This window comes from Microbacterium sp. NPDC091662, assembly GCF_044756705.1.
Taxonomy (GTDB): domain Bacteria; phylum Actinomycetota; class Actinomycetes; order Actinomycetales; family Microbacteriaceae; genus Microbacterium.
Window position 1 is genome coordinate 2,520,456 of the sequence record NZ_JBIVTM010000001.1, and the last position, 15,556, is coordinate 2,536,011.

The 15,556-nt window shown below is 67.9% G+C and carries 20 protein-coding genes; 5 read left to right on the forward strand and 15 right to left on the reverse strand.

The annotated features are described in order from the left end of the window. Positions 1-6: 6 nt before the first annotated feature. From ACIQLD_RS12320 to ACIQLD_RS12340, 5 genes are all read right to left on the reverse strand, one after another. Positions 7-309, reverse strand: a complete 303-nt coding sequence (locus ACIQLD_RS12320) for a hypothetical protein (protein ID WP_402608271.1) — start codon at positions 307-309, stop codon at positions 7-9. Next, on the reverse strand, positions 306-572 hold the full coding sequence (locus ACIQLD_RS12325) for a hypothetical protein (RefSeq protein WP_402608272.1): 267 nt from the start codon (positions 570-572) through the stop codon (positions 306-308). The genes ACIQLD_RS12320 and ACIQLD_RS12325 overlap by 4 nt, the downstream gene beginning before the upstream one ends. Before the next feature lie 303 nt (positions 573-875). Beyond that, positions 876-1,679 carry an SDR family oxidoreductase gene (locus ACIQLD_RS12330; protein WP_402608273.1) on the reverse strand — a complete coding sequence of 268 codons (804 nt, stop codon included), beginning with the start codon at positions 1,677-1,679 and terminating at the stop codon, positions 876-878. Then, the gene (locus tag ACIQLD_RS12335) at positions 1,676-2,176 is read right to left on the reverse strand and encodes a MarR family winged helix-turn-helix transcriptional regulator (protein WP_402608274.1); all 501 of its coding nucleotides are present in this window, start codon (positions 2,174-2,176) and stop codon (positions 1,676-1,678) included. Before ACIQLD_RS12335 ends, ACIQLD_RS12330 begins: the two co-directional genes overlap by 4 nt. 58 nt (positions 2,177-2,234) lie before the next feature. Further along, a complete protein-coding gene (locus tag ACIQLD_RS12340) occupies positions 2,235-2,828 on the reverse strand; it encodes an isochorismatase family protein (RefSeq protein ID WP_402608275.1) in 594 nt (197 codons plus the stop codon). 113 nt (positions 2,829-2,941) lie between these two features. On the opposite strand from ACIQLD_RS12340, the gene ACIQLD_RS12345 reads away from it, so the two are divergent. After that, the gene (locus ACIQLD_RS12345) at positions 2,942-3,895 is read left to right on the forward strand and encodes a GlxA family transcriptional regulator (protein ID WP_402608276.1); all 954 of its coding nucleotides are present in this window, start codon (positions 2,942-2,944) and stop codon (positions 3,893-3,895) included. A 56-nt stretch (positions 3,896-3,951) separates the two neighbouring features. Here the strand turns inward: ACIQLD_RS12345 and ACIQLD_RS12350 are convergent, their stop codons facing one another. The 3 genes from ACIQLD_RS12350 to ACIQLD_RS12360 form a co-directional block, all read right to left on the reverse strand. Beyond that, the gene (locus tag ACIQLD_RS12350) at positions 3,952-5,379 is read right to left on the reverse strand and encodes an MFS transporter (protein WP_402608277.1); all 1,428 of its coding nucleotides are present in this window, start codon (positions 5,377-5,379) and stop codon (positions 3,952-3,954) included. A gap of 154 nt (positions 5,380-5,533) precedes the next feature. Further along, positions 5,534-6,685, reverse strand: coding sequence for a calcium:proton antiporter (locus ACIQLD_RS12355; RefSeq protein ID WP_402608278.1), 1,152 nt, complete (start codon positions 6,683-6,685; stop codon positions 5,534-5,536). A 141-nt stretch (positions 6,686-6,826) separates the two neighbouring features. Further along, complete coding sequence (locus ACIQLD_RS12360; protein ID WP_402608279.1) at positions 6,827-7,111, reverse strand: hypothetical protein; 285 nt, start codon at positions 7,109-7,111, stop codon at positions 6,827-6,829. 285 nt (positions 7,112-7,396) lie between these two features. On the opposite strand from ACIQLD_RS12360, the gene ACIQLD_RS12365 reads away from it, so the two are divergent. Continuing rightward, complete coding sequence (locus tag ACIQLD_RS12365; RefSeq protein WP_402608280.1) at positions 7,397-7,531, forward strand: hypothetical protein; 135 nt, start codon at positions 7,397-7,399, stop codon at positions 7,529-7,531. A 50-nt stretch (positions 7,532-7,581) separates the two neighbouring features. Here the strand turns inward: ACIQLD_RS12365 and ACIQLD_RS12370 are convergent, their stop codons facing one another. From ACIQLD_RS12370 to ACIQLD_RS12385, 4 genes are all read right to left on the reverse strand, one after another. After that, positions 7,582-8,562: an SRPBCC family protein gene (locus tag ACIQLD_RS12370; RefSeq protein WP_402608281.1), complete on the reverse strand. Its 981-nt coding sequence runs from the start codon at positions 8,560-8,562 to the stop codon at positions 7,582-7,584. Further along, a complete protein-coding gene (locus ACIQLD_RS12375) occupies positions 8,559-8,804 on the reverse strand; it encodes a hypothetical protein (RefSeq protein WP_402608282.1) in 246 nt (81 codons plus the stop codon). The genes ACIQLD_RS12370 and ACIQLD_RS12375 overlap by 4 nt, the downstream gene beginning before the upstream one ends. A 45-nt stretch (positions 8,805-8,849) precedes the next feature. After that, a complete protein-coding gene (locus ACIQLD_RS12380) occupies positions 8,850-9,560 on the reverse strand; it encodes an aspartate/glutamate racemase family protein (RefSeq protein ID WP_402608283.1) in 711 nt (236 codons plus the stop codon). 151 nt (positions 9,561-9,711) lie between these two features. Beyond that, complete coding sequence (locus ACIQLD_RS12385) at positions 9,712-10,536, reverse strand: shikimate 5-dehydrogenase (protein WP_402608284.1); 825 nt, start codon at positions 10,534-10,536, stop codon at positions 9,712-9,714. Positions 10,537-10,662: 126 nt separating this feature from the next. On the opposite strand from ACIQLD_RS12385, the gene ACIQLD_RS12390 reads away from it, so the two are divergent. Both ACIQLD_RS12390 and ACIQLD_RS12395 read left to right on the forward strand, forming a co-directional pair. Further along, positions 10,663-11,580 (forward strand): DMT family transporter, encoded by a 918-nt coding sequence (locus tag ACIQLD_RS12390; RefSeq protein WP_402608285.1) that lies wholly within the window; start codon positions 10,663-10,665, stop codon positions 11,578-11,580. A 620-nt stretch (positions 11,581-12,200) separates the two neighbouring features. Next, a complete protein-coding gene (locus ACIQLD_RS12395) occupies positions 12,201-12,407 on the forward strand; it encodes a cold-shock protein (RefSeq protein ID WP_017203899.1) in 207 nt (68 codons plus the stop codon). 157 nt (positions 12,408-12,564) lie between these two features. Here the strand turns inward: ACIQLD_RS12395 and ACIQLD_RS12400 are convergent, their stop codons facing one another. After that, positions 12,565-13,230 (reverse strand): HAD hydrolase-like protein, encoded by a 666-nt coding sequence (locus ACIQLD_RS12400; RefSeq protein ID WP_402608286.1) that lies wholly within the window; start codon positions 13,228-13,230, stop codon positions 12,565-12,567. 144 nt (positions 13,231-13,374) lie between these two features. On the opposite strand from ACIQLD_RS12400, the gene ACIQLD_RS12405 reads away from it, so the two are divergent. Beyond that, entirely contained in the window at positions 13,375-13,833 is a 459-nt protein-coding gene (locus tag ACIQLD_RS12405) for a response regulator (protein ID WP_402608287.1), read from the forward strand. A gap of 11 nt (positions 13,834-13,844) precedes the next feature. On the opposite strand, the gene nucS is transcribed toward ACIQLD_RS12405, so the two are convergent. After that, entirely contained in the window at positions 13,845-14,540 is a 696-nt protein-coding gene (gene nucS, locus ACIQLD_RS12410; RefSeq protein WP_105668731.1) for an endonuclease NucS, read from the reverse strand. Between the two features lie 56 nt (positions 14,541-14,596). Beyond that, the gene (locus tag ACIQLD_RS12415; protein WP_402608288.1) at positions 14,597-15,478 is read right to left on the reverse strand and encodes a GAP family protein; all 882 of its coding nucleotides are present in this window, start codon (positions 15,476-15,478) and stop codon (positions 14,597-14,599) included. Between the last annotated feature and the right edge of the window lie 78 nt (positions 15,479-15,556).

Genomic DNA, 15,556 nt, shown 5'->3' on the forward strand with positions numbered 1-15,556 from the left:
CTCCCGTCAGGCGACGCTCACGTATCCGTTCGAGGAATCGTCCTCGACGAGGACGTAGGCGAGTTCGCCTTCCGTGTGCGGCCGGGTCCGCTTCCACACCCGCTCGTGCCCGCCGATGGCGTAGTCGAGCACGATCCATTCCGGTGCACGCGGATCACGCCGTCCGACCACATACGACGTGCTGCCGAGGCCGACGGATCCGAGCCGGGCGACGAACTGATCGTCGTCCAGGGAGGCGGGCGGTGTACGGCAGAGCTCGGTCGAGCGGATGTGCATGGTCAGGTCGGCCTGTGCGGCTCTCCTTCTCATGCGGAGTCACCGGTGCGGACGCTCAGCCCGCGGGTGTCGCGGAGGCCGTGCGCGTCGAGGTAGGCCCGGATCGTGTCGGCGACGATGCGGATCTGCGCTTCGTTGCCCATGGCTGCCTGCATCGTGCCCATGGTCGGTGCGGGTTTGCCGTTCACGCGGTCGAGCGCTTCCCAGACGATGTCCTCGCGGGAGCCGCGGCCCATCGAGTGCGGCATCGAGCTGAACACCGGATTGGGCTTCCAGCCGGTTCGGGTCTCCTCCATCAGTGCTTCCTCTCCTGTGTCTCCGAGCGTCGTCGACTGCGGGTGCAGTCGTTCCTGCGCGTGGGCGCGCCGAACACCCTCCTGGGGGCGAAGGCCCCCGATGGACGGCGCGCTGTCCTGCGGCCAGGAGCCTTCCCCCAGAGCTGTCGGATGCCGACGGAGGGAAGGGCGATCTGGTCGTCCGGTTCTCTCCGACAGTAACACTTATTTTGAGTCATTCAAAATAACGAAGCGGGCTGAGTGCGCCGAGAGCGCCGAGAAGGCCCGACCCGCAGCGGGACCGGGCCTTCTCGTGAGTGGAGGTCAGCCGCGCGGAGCGTCGTTCCAGGACCAGATGTCGTCGCCGCGCAGCACGGCGTCGGCGCCGCCGTCGCAATAGATGGTCTGACCGGCCATGTGGGTGTTGGCCGGGCTCGTCAACCACACCAGCAGCTCAGCGATCGAGGATGCGGGCTGGTGGTAGTTGAGGGGCATCGGCACGGCGGCGTCGACCTGTGCCAGACCCTCAGGGCTCGCCAGCAGTCCGGCGGTCATCGCCGTCGTGACCGTGCCGGGCGCGACGGCGTTGAGCGGGATCCCCGCGCCGGCCCATGCTTCGGACACCGAGGCGCGGCGAACCCAGCGCGAGAGTGCGCGCTTGCTGGAGGAGTAGTTGAGGAACCCGCCCTCGGCCGTGGCGGCGAGTTGGTCGCCGATCTCGAGGGCGAGCGGCTCGTCGCCGCTCAGCGCCGCATCGACGAGGTCTGCCGAGACGGGCTGCAGCGATGCCATCGACGACACCACGGCGGCGCGCGGCTGATCCGCCAGGCTCAGCTTCGGCAGCAGCGCGGTGAGGAACTCGGTGACGCCGAAGTAGTTGATGGCCATGGTCTTGGCGATCGGCGCCGCGATTCCGGCGCACGCGATGATGGCGTCGATGCCCCCATCGGCCGCGGCGAGCACGGCGTCCGCGGCGGCTGCGCGGCCTTCGGGTGTCGAGAGGTCGCCCGTCACCTCGACGCCGGCGAGGTCGACGCCGATCACGGTGTGTCCCTGTGTGCGGAGCAGCTCGGCGGTCGCGGCGCCGATTCCGGATGCGGCGCCGGTGACGACATAGGTGCGGGTCATGATTCCTCCTGGGGTGATGAGACGGGTTCGGGCGGCGGCCGGAGCACGGACGCCGGCGTCGCCCCGGGCAGGGCGGTGACGAAACGGGTGAGGTGCGCCTGGAACTGGTCGATCTCCTGTGTGGACCAGCCCACGAGGGCGCCGCCGACCATCTGCTGGCCTGCGGCGACGAGTCGCCCGTAGGCATCGCGTCCCGCATCCGTCAGACGTACGTCGACCGTGCGGCCGGAGCGGACCCGGTCGAAGAAGCCCTGCGCCGACATGCGCGAGACCAGCTTCGACGTGGTCGGGCGCGACATCGCTGCTCGATCGGCCAGCTGACCGAATCCCAAAGAGCCGCCGCTCATGCCGACCAGGTACAGGCTGCGCACCTCTGTGGCATCGAGGGAGCCGTCGACGCTCTCGGCGACCTCGACCTGCAGCTCGCTCTGCGTCCACTCCGCGACGACGCCAACCAGCGCCTCGCGGATGTCTTCGATCTTGTCTTCGACCGCCATGGCCTCACTTTATCAGCTCAGTTGCGTGAGGCAACTGTTTAACACGATCCTGTGTCGCTCAGGAGAGGTCAGCCGCGGTGGGGACGACGGTGGCGTAGAGGTCGGCGATGCCGGCGAGTGCCGCACGGTGCAGCTGCGCCGCAGGGACGTCGCCGGCGACCGAGGGAAGGCTGCGCGTCGCGGTGGCGGCAGCGACCACGGTCGGCCGGTTCCCGCGAAGGAAAGCACCCTCGGTCGTGTAGGTGACGCACATGTGCGTCATGAACCCGGCGATCACGACATCCTGATGGCCCGCGGCATCGAGGAGGTCTCCGAGCTCGGTGCCCACGAAGGAGTTCGGAGCGGTCTTCACGACGACTGCCTCACCGTCGATCGGAGCGACCCTCTCGTGGATGGCGCCGATGTCCTCGCGGATGTCGTACGCCGATCCGGTTCCGCCGTCATGCTGCACGTGGATCACGGTCGCGCCGACGCTGCGGGCACGCCTGAGCAGATCGGCCGCGGCGTCGAGTGCGGCGTCCCACCCGTCGAGCTCCATCTCCCCGCGGGTGTACGTGTTCTGGAAATCCACGAGCACGACGGTCGAGGTAGCGAGGTTCGCGGGGTGGTCGACGATGCCGCTCAGGGCGCGGAGTGTGGATGACGTGGTCATGGGGGTGTCCTCTCTCGGGGTCGTCTGTAGTCTTGTTGACCCGAACAACTCTGAACAGCCGGATTCGGGTCAGCCGTCGTCGTGATCGGCTCGCCCCACGCATGGAGGGATGCATGAGCACACCGCGCGTGACCGTGATCGCGGTGGACGGCATCAGCCCTTTCCACCTGTCCGTCCCGTCCCTCGTCTGGGGAGGTGAGACGCCCGTCGGCGAGATCGATCCGTGGCCGATCCGAGTCGCGGCGCTGCGTGCGGGCACGCTCCGCACCTCTGCCGACTTCGACATCGACGTGCGACACGGTCTCGAAGCGGTGCGCGGTGCCGACGTCGTCGTGGTGCCGTGGTGGGGCGAGCCCGAACGGGCGGCGCCGGATGAGCTGTCGAGCGCGTTGCAGGACGCGCGCGACGACGGGGCCGCATTGGTCGGGCTGTGCCTCGGCGCGTTCCCCCTCGCAGACAGCGGGGCGCTGGACGGCCGCACCGCGACCACGCATTGGAAGTGGGCCGATGTGTTCCGGCGCCGGTTCCCCCGCGTCGCGCTCGAACCGGATGAGCTGTACATCGACGAGGGGCAGATCGTCACGGGCGCCGGTGCCACCGCAGGGATCGACGCGTGCCTGCACCTCCTCGCCCGGCGAGAGGGTCAGCTCGTCGCGAACCGGGTCGCCCGGAGGATCGTCGCACCACCGCACCGGGCGGGCGGACAGGCGCAGTTCATCGAGCGGCCGGTTCCGGAAGCCGGAGGAGATCCGGTGGCCGAGGCGATGCGATGGGGTGCGGCCAATCTCGACGCCGACCTGTCGATCGATGTTCTCGCCGCCCGTGCGCACCTCAGCCGCAGCTCGTTCACCCGGGCCTTTCGCGCGCGCACGGGATCGACGGTCGCGAAGTGGGTGCTCTCGCAGCGGCTCGCGGCGGCTCGGGAGCTGCTCGAGGCCACGTCGCTCCCGGTCGAGACGGTCGCGTCGACGACAGGGTTCGGCGGGGCGGCGCTCTTCCGCCAGCACTTCGGTCGCACGTTCGGCGCGACTCCGAGCCAGTACCGGTCGGCCTTCCGGGGCTCCTGACCACACCGCGAGCGCCCTGCGTAAGCCCCAGGGCGCTCGCGGTGTCTGGGCCGATGTCAGACGGAGACGGACTCTTCGGCGGTTTCGTTTCGCACCCGCGGCTTCGTCATCCAGATCGACGTGGCGATTGCTCCGACAAGAGCGAGTGTCGCCGCCCCCAGGAAGGCGGCGGAGTACCCGCGCGTCAGGTCGACCGCCGAGGGCGCCGTGCCCGAGATGCCGTAGACGATCGCGGTGAGGACGGCGAGACCGAGGGCCGAACCGATCTGGTAGCTGGTGCTCACGAGTCCCGAGGCGACGCCCGTCTCCATCGGCGGTGCGGCGTTGATCGCGGTCCCCAGCGACGGGACGAAGGCGAGCGACATCCCGAGCGCGGCGAGCAGCGACGCCGGCAGAACGGGCGCAGCGTAGTTGCCGTCAGGACGGACGAACGAGAGCCAGAGCAGGCCCCCGGCGAGGATCAGCAGACCGCTGACGATCATCGACCTGGCTCCGAACCGTGCCTGGAGGCGAGGGGCGAGAGCGATCATCACCAGGACGACCAGCCCCGTCATCGGCAGCAGCGCGGCACCCGCGACGAACGCGCTCGCCCCGAGGACCTGCTGCAGATAGAGGTTCAGGAAGAACCACATCGACACCCACGCCGCTCCGAGGAGCAGCTGGGCGCTGTTGGCCGCGGCCAACAGCGGTGCACGCAGAAGCCCGAGGCGAAGCAGCGGGTTCCGGCTGCGTGCCTGGATGACGAAGAAGGCCGCGAGCAGCACGACTCCGGCGCCCACGAAGGTCAGGGTCCACCAGGTGAGCCACCCGACCTCGGGAGCATTGACGACTCCGTAGACGACGGCAGCAAGACCGAGGGTGACGGTGAGAGCGCCGGCGATGTCTATCGAGCCGGCGGCTTTGCGCACGGTACGAGGGAGGGCGGATGCCGTGAAGACGAGCACGAACAGCGCGATCGGCACCGTGACGTAGAACACCCAGGGCCAGCTCGCGTATTCGGTCAGCACTCCACCGAGGAAGACGCCGGCCGTGCCGCCGATGGGGGCAGCCGCGCCGTAGACGGCGAAGGCCTTCGGAAGGTCGGAGGTGCCGCCGAACAGCATCATGAGAAGGCTGAGCGCGGCGGGCGCGATCAGCGCGGACCCGGCGCCCTGGATGGCGCGTCCGGTGATCTCGACTCCGACGTCGGTGGCGGCGCCGGCGAGGAGCGAGCCGGCGATGAGGACGATCCATCCGATCACGAAGATCTTCCTGGCGCCGAACACGTCGGCCAGGCGTCCGCCGAGCAGCAGCAGCCCGCCGAACGCGACGACGTAGGCGTTGAACACCCACGACAGCGATTCCGGAGTGAAGCCCAGGTCGCGCTGGATATCGGGCAGAGCCACTCCGATGATCGAGGTGTCCATGATGACGACGAACTGCGCCGTGGCGATGAGGACGAGCCCGAGCCAGCGCTGGGCTCGGGAGATGGGCGGGCGGGACATGGGTTCCTCCTGAGGGTGCGTGCCGGTGGGTCCGGTCAGAGATCACCATATACCCATAGGGGGTAGGGGTATCCAATGTATCCGGATGTGAAGTCTTCGCGTGGAGACGAATCCCTCCTCTCGGTGGGAGGCGCGGCCTCCCACCGAGAGGAGATCAGCTGAAGAGAACCACCAGGTAGACCGCGAAAGTCACCAGATGCGCGGCGCCGTGCATGGCGGTCACCCGCTTCGCCGCGAACGTCGTCACCGACAGCAGCAGTGTCACACCCAGCATCAGCAGGTTCGCCGGCGACTCCGCGAGAACCACGGTCTGGCCGGTGAACATGCCGATGATCAGCACCGCGGGGATGGTCAGCCCCACGGTCGACACGAGGGCTCCGTGGCACAGGTTGCTGACGCGCTGGGCTTCTCCCCCGAGCGCGGCGCGCACGGCCGTGATCGACTCCGGCAGGAAGACGATGCCCGCGATGAGCACGCCGGCGAGAGCCACGGGGGCACCGAGGCGTCCCAGACCGTCGTCGAGCAGCGTCGCCATGTCGTGCGACAGGAGCACGATGGGGATCACGGTCACCACGAGGAGCCCGAGGCGCACGATCACCTCGGTGCGATGCTCGGCGAGAGTCTCACGGATCCCCCCGCCCGCCTCCGCCTTCGCCTGGTGCCGCGTGGTCTCGAGCAGGCGCGGGTCGACCTCGGTGAAGTCGCTCGCCTGGGCGCCCATCTGCCGGTAGAGGAAGAAGGCGTAGAGCACGAGGGTGAGCACGATGATCGGGATCTCCTGCGCGGTCGTGTACGAGCCGTCCGTGCCGATGAGGGCGGGGAGGCCGAACGCGAGCGCGACGAGCACGACGAGCATCGACAGGTACGCCGAGGTGCCGGTGCGGTTGTGGGCCATGCCGCGATGGCGGAGCCCGCCGAGCAGGAGCGCGAGTCCGATGACGAGGTTCAGGATGATCATCGCGACGGCCATCACCGAGTCGCGGGCGATGGTCGCATGCTCACCCGGACCGAGCATGACCGCCGAGATCAGGATGACTTCGATCAGGACGATCGACAGGGTCAGTACGAGCGAGCCGTAGGGGTCGCCGAGCCGGTGCGCGAGTGCCTCGGCCTGCTTCACGACGCCGAAAGCGCAGACGAGGATCACCGCGATGATCGCTCCGAGCGCGATGATGAGGACGGGCACGGGCACGGGAGGTGCCAGTACCGGTTGGAGGAGGAGAAGAGCTCCGAAAGCTCCCCATCCCAGGACGACGCGGACGATGTCCGTGACGCCGATCAATTGTTGCCGTTCCGTGCGTGACATCGCCGGACTCCTTCGAGGTGGGGCCGTCCCCGACTGATAACCACGGGCGGGTCGTCCCGGCCGCAGCGCTGTGTCAGCGCACTGCATCCGATGGTACGCGGTCGGTCGCGGCGGATGGTCTCGCGATCGACCGCGGTGGCGTCACTCCGGAGTGGAGGAGCGGGAGAGTATGTGGATGTAGCGTTCCACGTCGCGGCGGAAGGCCGACTCTCGATGTCGACGGCGCTCGACGCAGACCCACTGTGTGGTCGCCCAGGCGAGGAAGCCCGCAGAGAGGATGAGTTCGAGCCAGATTCCGCGCACGCCGACGGACAGTGCTGCCGCGCTGACCATGGAGAAGGAAGCGATGCAGAGCACGAGGGTGGCGCGCGCGGCCCGCAGTTCGCGGGAGACCACCCAGAGCGGCCAGGTGGGCGGGTGATTCACGGGAGACTCCTGTCGGGGTCGTCCCCGGTCTGTCTCACCGTCGGAGGTCGTCCTCCGTCGTTGTTCTGTTCTCCAGGGTAGCAAACCGGCTCGGCTCCGCGCGGGCGCAGGCGAACATTCCGCAATCGGCATGCGTCGTCGCCACCGGGGGCATACGGGCTCCTGGGAGCGCGGAGCGCCTAGGCAACTCAGTGAATTCTTCCCGTTCAGCAGGCAATTTGACTTCCCTGGGTTCCGGGCTATGGTCGGAGGTTACGCCAGCCACCGAAGGGGAAGCGAGTCACCATGTCCGGAAAGTCCATCCAGGGTCGCGACAGCAAGAAGGCGCCGCAGCTCTCGCTCAAGGAGAAGCGAGCGGCGAAGCGGGCGAAGAACGCGCCGGCTGAGTTCATCAAGCCTCGCAAGGGCGCGAAGGGCTGAGCCGATTCGGCGATGGGTGGGCGCATCCGCGCTGCGCCCACCCATGGCCCTCAACGGAAGGCGCGGGTGACGCCACTCGCGATCTGCGTGAGCTGGATGTAGACGAGGAACCGCAGGAGCGGTCGGAACAGCGGGCGGAGCACCCGGCGACTACGGCGGCGAAGAGTGAACTCCCACGTGAGTGTCGCCCGGAGCTGCATTCCGCCTGCGGCATGTTCGAGGTCGAACGCGATCTGTCGGGCGCTCGCCCGCGCGGCATCAGGGTACGAGAAGCGCCACCGGACGTGCGTCGGTCCCTCGCTCTCCACCAGCTCGACGCGCATTCGGCGGAAGCCGTCCTTCACAGCTATCGGTCGGCCATCGGGGGCGGATGTGGTCGCCTCGGCTTCCCAGGGTCCGGTCTGGGCGGTCGCATCGATGGAGCCCACGGCCGGCTCCCACTCGGGGATGCGACTTGCCGAAGACAACAGTGCCCACACATCGTCGATCGGTGCAGGGACGAAAATCGAGTGCGTGCCGGACAGTTCGTTCCTGTCGGTCGTCGACTCGCGCGCGAGGACGAGCCGTTGCATCTCGTCCACACGGATGATCAGTGCTTCCCGATCGACGTCGAGTCGTGTCAGGATCTCGGCGATGAGACCGCTCGGCTCGTCGAGGAGCGCGCGCAGCACGGCCGCCGAGTCGCCACGGCGACCTCCGCTCGATGCCGCGTCCCACACCGCGAGCGCCCGATCGGTCCATACGTACCCCGAGGTCTCGTGGAAGACGATGCGGCCGGGGCTGGTGTCCGCATCTGAGGCGATCCCCACGAGCCCCAGCTGAGTCGAGTGCTGGGCGGCGACCGCGGCTCGTGCCGTGTCGAGGCTCACGCCCATGCCGCGCAGGATCTGCCCGCCGGTGTCCGGGTCGAAGCTCAGGGCGAGCAGCAGGTGATCGATGTCGGCGTCGCGCACCCCGAACCGCGAGGCCTCCTCCATCGACGCCAGCGACACGGTGTGCATGGTGGAGGCGGCCTGGATGAACCGGCTCATGCGTTCCTCCGGGGGACGACGATGGTCGGGTCGATCCGCCTCGCGTGCTTCTTGTGCACCGCTTGGCGGGTGACGCCCAAGGCATCGGCGATCGCCTGCCAACTCATGCCCGATCGAAGCCCGGCTTCGACCTGGCGCAGCTCGAGGGCATCGGCGAGCGTGCGCAGCGACGCCACCGCTCGCAGTCCCGCGCGGGGATCGGTCGTATCGGCGGCGACCTGCGCTACGTCGAGGGATTCCATGGTTGTCAACCTACGTTGCTTGCGTTGGTGTGTCAACCTGGGTTGCTACTGGGGTCCGTGTCCCGTCTCCGTGAGAGCCAGCGACACCGCGGCATCGACGTGCAGAGCGGTGGTCGGGAAGACGGGTACGGGCGCATCCGAGGCCGACACCAACAGCTCGATCTCTGTGCATCCCAGCACGATCCCCTCAGCGCCCCGTTCGACGAGTCTCTGGATGACCTCGACGTACCGACGCCGGGACTCCTCCCGGATCCGGCCGTGTACGAGCTCGTCGTAGATGATCGCATGCACGGCGGCTCGGTCGCCCCCGTCCGGCACGATGGTGCGGATGCCGTGGGTGGCGAGTCGTTCGGCGTAGAACGGCCGCTCCATCGTGAAGGCCGTGCCCAGCAACCCGATCGTCTGCACGCCCGCTGCGGCGATCGCCTCTGCCGCGACGTCGGCGATGTGCAGGAAGGGGATCCGCACGGCGGCCTGGATCCGGTCGGCGACGAGATGCATCGTGTTCGTGCAGAGCACCAGCACTTCGGCGCCGGCACCCTCCAGCGCCCGTGCCCGGTCGGCGAGCAGCGCACCGGCTGCTTCCCAGTCGTCGCGCGCCTGCATCTGCTCGATCTCGGCGAAGTCGAGCGAGTCCAACAGGATGCGCGCCGAGTGGTGGCCGCCGAGCAGGTTTCGCACGCGCTCATTCGCCAGCCGGTACCACTCCAGCGACGACTCCCAGCTCATGCCGCCGAGTACCCCGATCGTCTTCATCGTCGTCACTCCCCCGCGTTGTTCCGGAACTGCCGTCCCCCGGTCGCGCAGGTCGGATCGACCGCCTCGTTCGTGTTCGCGACGAACAGGCCTCTTTGCTGGGTGCGAGGCGCGCTCATGCGCCCAGGTTACTCAGGTCGCGGACTTCCGATCAGGCGTTTCCGGCCCGCATGAACTCTTCCGCCGCGCGCACCTGCTCCGCGGACGGGCGGATGCCGGTGTAGAGCACGAACTGCTCCAGCGCCTGCAGGGTGGCGACTTCGGCCCCCGTGATGACGGTCTTGCCCGCCGCGCGAGCTGCGGCGATCAGAGGCGTCTCCGCGGGGAGCGCCACCACGTCGAACACGACGGATGCCGCGGCGATCGTCTCTTCCGAGAACGACAGTGCGTGCTCTTCCGTGCCCCCGGCCATGCCGATCGGTGTGATGTTGACCAGGATGTCGGCTCTGGCGCCGTCGAGTTCGGCGGTCCAGGCGAAGTCGTACAGGTCGGCCAGGGCGCGTCCGTTCGTCTCATTCCTGGCGACGATCGTCACCCGCCTGAACCCGGCATCGCGGAAGGCGGCGGCTGTGGCCTTCGCCATGCCGCCCGATCCGCGCAGCAGCACCGAGGCCGTGCGATCAAGACCTTCGCGTTCGATGAGTTGAGCGATCGCCGAATAGTCGGTGTTGTAGGCCGTGAGCTTGCCGTCGTCGTTGACGATCGTGTTGACGGAGTCGATGGCGCTCGCCGAGGGGTCCATCCGGTCGACGAGGGCGATGACCTCTTCCTTGTACGGCATGGAGATCGCGCAGCCGCGGATGCCGAGGCCGCGTACGCCGGCGATGGCCTGCGCGAGGTCGGTCGGCGCGAAGGCCTTGTAGATCCAGTTCAGGCCGAGCGCCTCGTAGAGATGATTGTGGAACCGCGTTCCGTTGTTGCTCGGCCGTGCCGACAGCGAGATGCACAGTGTCATGTCCTTGTTGAGCAGAGTCACCGGATCAGGCTACTCGCGGGTGGTTCGTCGCGTGAGATGCGGCGTCCGAATCCCGCCAGCGCAGAAGGGTGCTGCACGTCGACGATGAGAGAGGCGCGCACGCGTCAGGTGAACGAGGAGACGCAGATGGCCACGCAGACACGGCAGGGCATCAGGAGCGGGCGGAGCCGCATCCTCCTGCAGTTCCTGCTGCTCGCGCTCACCTGGGGTGCGAGCTTCCTCTTCGTCGCGGTCGCTCTCGACGGCCTGTCGCCGGCGCAGGTGGTGCTCGGGCGTCTCGTCACCGGCGCCGTCGCGCTGGCGCTCATCTGTCTGATCGGTCGTCATCCGCTCCCCGCGTTCGGCAGGGTATGGGCGCATCTCCTCGTCGTGAGCCTGCTGCTCTGCGTCGTTCCCTTCCTGCTCTTCGCATGGGCTCAGCAGGGTATCTCCTCCGGTCTCGCGAGCATCTACAACGCGACCACGCCGCTCATGACGATGCTGATCTCGCTGATCGCGCTGCGCAACGAGCGGCCGACGCGGGATCGCATGATCGGGATCGCGGTGGGCTTCCTCGGTGTGCTGGTCGTCCTGGGCCCGTGGAGCGGTCTCGGTGGCGGTACCGCGCTCGCACAGCTGGCCTGCCTCGGAGCGACGGCGAGTTACGGAGCGGCATTCGTCTATCTGCGAAGGTTCGTCTCTCCCCTGAGTCTCGATGCGATTCCGGTCGCGACCGTGCAGGTCGGCCTCGGAGCTGTGGTGATGCTCGCGCTCGCACCGATGATCGCGACGACTCCCGCGTCTCTGACGGCACCGGTCATCGTGGCTGTGCTGGCGCTCGGTGCTCTCGGCACGGGGCTGGCCTATGTGTGGAACACGAACATCGTGAGTGCGTGGGGAGCGACGAACGCCTCGACCGTCACCTATCTCACGCCAGTCGTCGGGGTGATGCTCGGCGTGATCGTCCTCGCCGAGCAGGTCTCCTGGAACGAGCCGGTCGGCGCGGTCGTCGTGATCGTGGGCATCGCCATCACGCAGGGACGCATCCGGCTCAGGCGGCGATGACACCCCGCGGATTCGGGGGAGACCGGACGACGGAGGTGCCTCCGTGCTGTGCGTCCCGTCTCCTCCCGAAACCTGCGATCCCTGCGGGATCAGTACCCCGACCTTCTGCGATCTCGCCCGGACGAGAGCCCGTGGCGAGAGCGTGCATCCTCCCCTATGGTGAAGGTGCATGCACACGGGGATTGATCGTCTACGTCTCTCCCCACGAGACGGCGGCCCACCCCAGGGGCAGACGATCCGTGCATGCGATTGGGCCCTCTCGAGTAGTTCAGTCCCCAATGGGCTACTCGAGGGGGCCGCTATCGTTCAGTCTCGCACCGAAGTTAAGATTTGTCCCCCAAAAGGGGGACAAGAGCTCGAAAAAGGAGCTAAGCTGTTCCTGACGCACCCTCCGGTCGTCTTCGGCCCTCATCGCTCCCCCCGCGGTGAGGGCCACACCATTTTCCGGGCGCCTCACGCGCCGCGCACCTCCGCCCGCACCGGATGACGGCCGGATGCCGCTCGTGCAACATTTGGATTACCTTCTCGCAACGGCTATTCCGCTCGGGGCCTCCTCCACTAGCGTTAGCGATGTCGGGGCATCCCTGCGTCGGCTTCTTCACCAGCAGAACAGGCAGTACATGAGCACCCAGGGCACGGTTAAGTGGTTCAACTCGGAGAAGGGCTTCGGCTTCATCTCCCCCGACGACGGAGGCGCTGACGTCTTCGCGCACTACTCCGCCATCCAGTCATCCGGCTACCGGTCTCTCGAAGAGAACCAGCGAGTCGAGTTCGATGTGGCGCAGGGTCCGAAGGGCCTGCAGGCAGAGAACATTCGCCCCGTCTGAGACGGGCGAGACACCGAACTCCCCACCGGATCGCGTCCCCGATGCGTCATCCGGCGGGGAGTTCTGTGCTTTCAGGCGGTGGACGAGGGCGATCGCGGCACCGGTCATCGGCCGCTCGGGGCTGTCGGATGTCGCTCCGATGGACGTGCCCGGCGCCTCAGCCGAGCAGCAGAGTGCGCAGTTCTGCGACGGAGGCCACCCGGAATGCGGCATCATCGCCTTCGTGCGAGTCGCTGAAGCCCCACTCGACGAAGACCACCGGAACGCCGTTGGCGTTGCCGCCATCGACATCATGGTGCCGATCGCCGACGAGGACGGGGCGCGAGGTGTCGGCGCCGAGCTCGCGCAGCCGACGAAGGGCCTCGGCCACGATGTCGGTCTTCGAGGCGAGGGTCGACTCATCGGGCGTCGCGCCGACCGTCGTCAGGAATGCGGGGCGCAGGCCGAAGTGGTCGACCAGGGCGTCGACCTGGTTCTCGGGCTTCGAGCTGGCCGTCGCCTGGGGAACTCCGGCGGCGTGCAACTCGTTGATGAGATCGACCACGCCCGGATAGGCCGCGACATCGGTCGTGTAGCCGTCGGCCTTGCCGAGGGTGCGGTAGAAGGCGACCGCCTCGGCTGACTGCTCCGGCGTCATGCCCGCCTGGTCCTGGAAGGACTGGAACATGGGCGGACCGATCCAGTGCACCAGCTCTTCGCGGGTCGGCGCCGGTCGACCGAAGTGCGTCAGCGCGACGTTGAGCCGGCGGAGGATGCCGACGGACGCGTCGACGATGGTGCCGTCGACATCCCACAGCACGCAGGAGTAGGGGGAGTGAGGCATCTCTCCAGCCTATGGGTCCGGCACAGGATGGCCGCCTTTCCTGCACAGGTGTGCAACGCGAGGGCTTCTTCACACCTCATGTGGACACCTTGTGTCTACATATAAGGTCGTGACAACGGCGGATGCGCGGGCGAGAATGGGGGCATGTACGTGTCGGTGGAAGTCATCACGATGCTGGCGACAGCGATGACGCTCCTGGTCGCGATCATCAGTGGTTTCGGTTGGATGGTCAATCGGATGGACGCGCGATTCGCGGCGCAGGATGCGCGGTTCGATGCGCGGTGCGATGCGATGGAGGCGAAGTTCGGTGCGCGGTGCGATGCGATGGAGACGAAGTTCGATGCGCGGTGCGACGCGATGGAGACGAAGTTCGATGCGCGGTGCGATGCTCTAGACGCGAAAATAGATGCGCGGTGCGATGCTCTAGACGCGAAAATCGATGCCCGATGCGATGCCCAGGACGTGAAGTTCGATGCACGGAGCGACGCGATGGAGACGAAGTCCGACGCACGTTTCGATCGCATCGAACAGCAGATCTTCGAAGTGAAGATCGCGATCGCGCGCCTCGAGGGGCCGACGCCCCGGCTCATCGCCGCGCGCTGAGAGGCGATGCCTCAGAACAGGCGGGGAATGCCCGACTCGATGCCCTTCATGTCGTCGTAGTCGAGCACCAGGCAGCGGATACCGCGATCCTCGGCGAGCACTCGCGCCTGGGGCTTGATCTCCTGCGCCGCGAAGACGCCCTGCACGGGGGAGAGATGCGGGTCGCGACCGAGCAGTTCGAGATAGCGCGTCAGCTGCTCCACGCCGTCGATGTCGCCGCGGCGTTTGATCTCGACGGCGATCGCGGCGCCGTCGGCGTCGCGCACCAGCAGGTCGACCGGTCCGATGGCCGTCGGGTACTCGCGGCGGACGAGTGTCGCTCCCTCGGAGATGCGCTCCACCTGTTCGGCGAGCAGCCGTTGCAGGTCGGCCTCGACACCGTCTTTCTGCAGCCCGGGGTCGATTCCCAACTCGTGAGAGGTGTCGTGGATGATCTCGTAGATCTGCACGCGCAACGCATCGCCGGTCTTCTTGTGTGTGACGCGCCAGACCTCGACGACGCCGGCACTGGCCTCCTCTTCGCCAGGGGTCTCGCTCGAGAGCGAGCACGGCGGGCTCATCCAGTTCAGCGGCTTGTAGCTGCCGCCGTCGGAGTGCACGAGCAGACTCCCGTCTCCCTTGTGCACGAGCAGACGCGTGGCGAGCGGGAGATGGGCATTGAGCCGACCGGTGTAGTCGACCGAGCAGCGGGCGATGACGAGACGCACCCGTCGAGCCTACTTCGTCGGGGGTGCTGCGCGGTCGCAGGCCCTGGGCGCGGCGGTCATCGGTCGAGGAACGACCCGATCGCCTGGAAGAGACCGAGCTCGGTGGCGGCGGAGCGGGCGATGAGGAATCCGATGATGCCGATTATCCAGGCGGTGTTCTCGGCGCCGGTGCGTTGCATCCAGACGGCGAAGCGTTCGAGAGGCCGCTGCACCAGGGAAGCGGCGACCAGGCGCAGGACGAGCAGCACGACCGCGGGCAGGATCATCAGCGCGCAGTATCCGACGAGCGACAGCACACGCAGCGGAGTGTCGATCCCCGCGTCCGCGAGCATCGTCATCGCGACGATGTACGGGAGCATGGTGGCGATCTCGACCAGCCCGGCGGCGATCGCCACCGCCATCACGGCGGTGCCGCGGGTGCGCGGATCGAGCAGCCGCTCCCGCCATCGGGTGATGCGGCCGGGGCGTGGGGCGGCGTCTGCCGCCACCGCGGTCGCCGGAGGCGGTGGCGGCATCATCGAGGTGCCATCCGCGTCCGACCCGGTCGGCATCCCCGTCCACGGCGAGATCTGCGGGGTGGTGGCGCCCGACGTGGGGCTCGTCGACGCGGTCTCGGCACTCTTGTCGCCGGTCGGCATCACGAAGGCCGCGAGGAGGAGCGCTCCTCCGACGAGCAGGCGGATGATCAGGCCGGCGGGCGAGGCCAGGAAATCGGACGCGACGTCGACGAGGTTCACCAACCCCCAGAGGAACAGGAGACCGACGAGCAGATAGAACGCGGCGATCGTCACCAGATACAGCAGGATGCGTCCGGCGCGCACCCGCCCCGGATGCAGGAGCAGGAAGACGGGGATGAGGAGAGTGCCGACGCTCAGCCCATCGATCAGCGCCAGGAGCGCGAGGGAGAGGGGAAGCGGCAGCCCGCCGAAGAGTTCCATGGCTCCACGTTCACGGAACGGGGTCAGCTGCGGATCGGGCGAAAGTATCGTCTCTTTCGGCTTCCTCATCCCTTCGTC

Coding starts and splice junctions, on each gene's coding strand:
- ACIQLD_RS12330 (WP_402608273.1), bottom strand. CDS start 1,679: ATGACCCGCACCTATGTCGTCACCGGCGCCGCATCCGGAATCGGCGCC.
- ACIQLD_RS12390 (WP_402608285.1), top strand. CDS start 10,663: ATGGCCACGCAGACACGGCAGGGCATCAGGAGCGGGCGGAGCCGCATC.
- ACIQLD_RS12335 (WP_402608274.1), bottom strand. CDS start 2,176: ATGGCGGTCGAAGACAAGATCGAAGACATCCGCGAGGCGCTGGTTGGC.
- ACIQLD_RS12400 (WP_402608286.1), bottom strand. CDS start 13,230: ATGCCTCACTCCCCCTACTCCTGCGTGCTGTGGGATGTCGACGGCACC.
- ACIQLD_RS12395 (WP_017203899.1), top strand. CDS start 12,201: ATGAGCACCCAGGGCACGGTTAAGTGGTTCAACTCGGAGAAGGGCTTC.
- ACIQLD_RS12370 (WP_402608281.1), bottom strand. CDS start 8,562: ATGAGCCGGTTCATCCAGGCCGCCTCCACCATGCACACCGTGTCGCTG.
- ACIQLD_RS12405 (WP_402608287.1), top strand. CDS start 13,375: ATGTACGTGTCGGTGGAAGTCATCACGATGCTGGCGACAGCGATGACG.
- ACIQLD_RS12320 (WP_402608271.1), bottom strand. CDS start 309: ATGAGAAGGAGAGCCGCACAGGCCGACCTGACCATGCACATCCGCTCG.
- ACIQLD_RS12325 (WP_402608272.1), bottom strand. CDS start 572: ATGGAGGAGACCCGAACCGGCTGGAAGCCCAATCCGGTGTTCAGCTCG.
- ACIQLD_RS12340 (WP_402608275.1), bottom strand. CDS start 2,828: ATGACCACGTCATCCACACTCCGCGCCCTGAGCGGCATCGTCGACCAC.
- ACIQLD_RS12350 (WP_402608277.1), bottom strand. CDS start 5,379: ATGTCCCGCCCGCCCATCTCCCGAGCCCAGCGCTGGCTCGGGCTCGTC.
- ACIQLD_RS12345 (WP_402608276.1), top strand. CDS start 2,942: ATGAGCACACCGCGCGTGACCGTGATCGCGGTGGACGGCATCAGCCCT.
- ACIQLD_RS12380 (WP_402608283.1), bottom strand. CDS start 9,560: ATGAAGACGATCGGGGTACTCGGCGGCATGAGCTGGGAGTCGTCGCTG.
- ACIQLD_RS12375 (WP_402608282.1), bottom strand. CDS start 8,804: ATGGAATCCCTCGACGTAGCGCAGGTCGCCGCCGATACGACCGATCCC.
- ACIQLD_RS12365 (WP_402608280.1), top strand. CDS start 7,397: ATGTCCGGAAAGTCCATCCAGGGTCGCGACAGCAAGAAGGCGCCGCAG.
- ACIQLD_RS12415 (WP_402608288.1), bottom strand. CDS start 15,478: ATGGAACTCTTCGGCGGGCTGCCGCTTCCCCTCTCCCTCGCGCTCCTG.
- ACIQLD_RS12355 (WP_402608278.1), bottom strand. CDS start 6,685: ATGTCACGCACGGAACGGCAACAATTGATCGGCGTCACGGACATCGTC.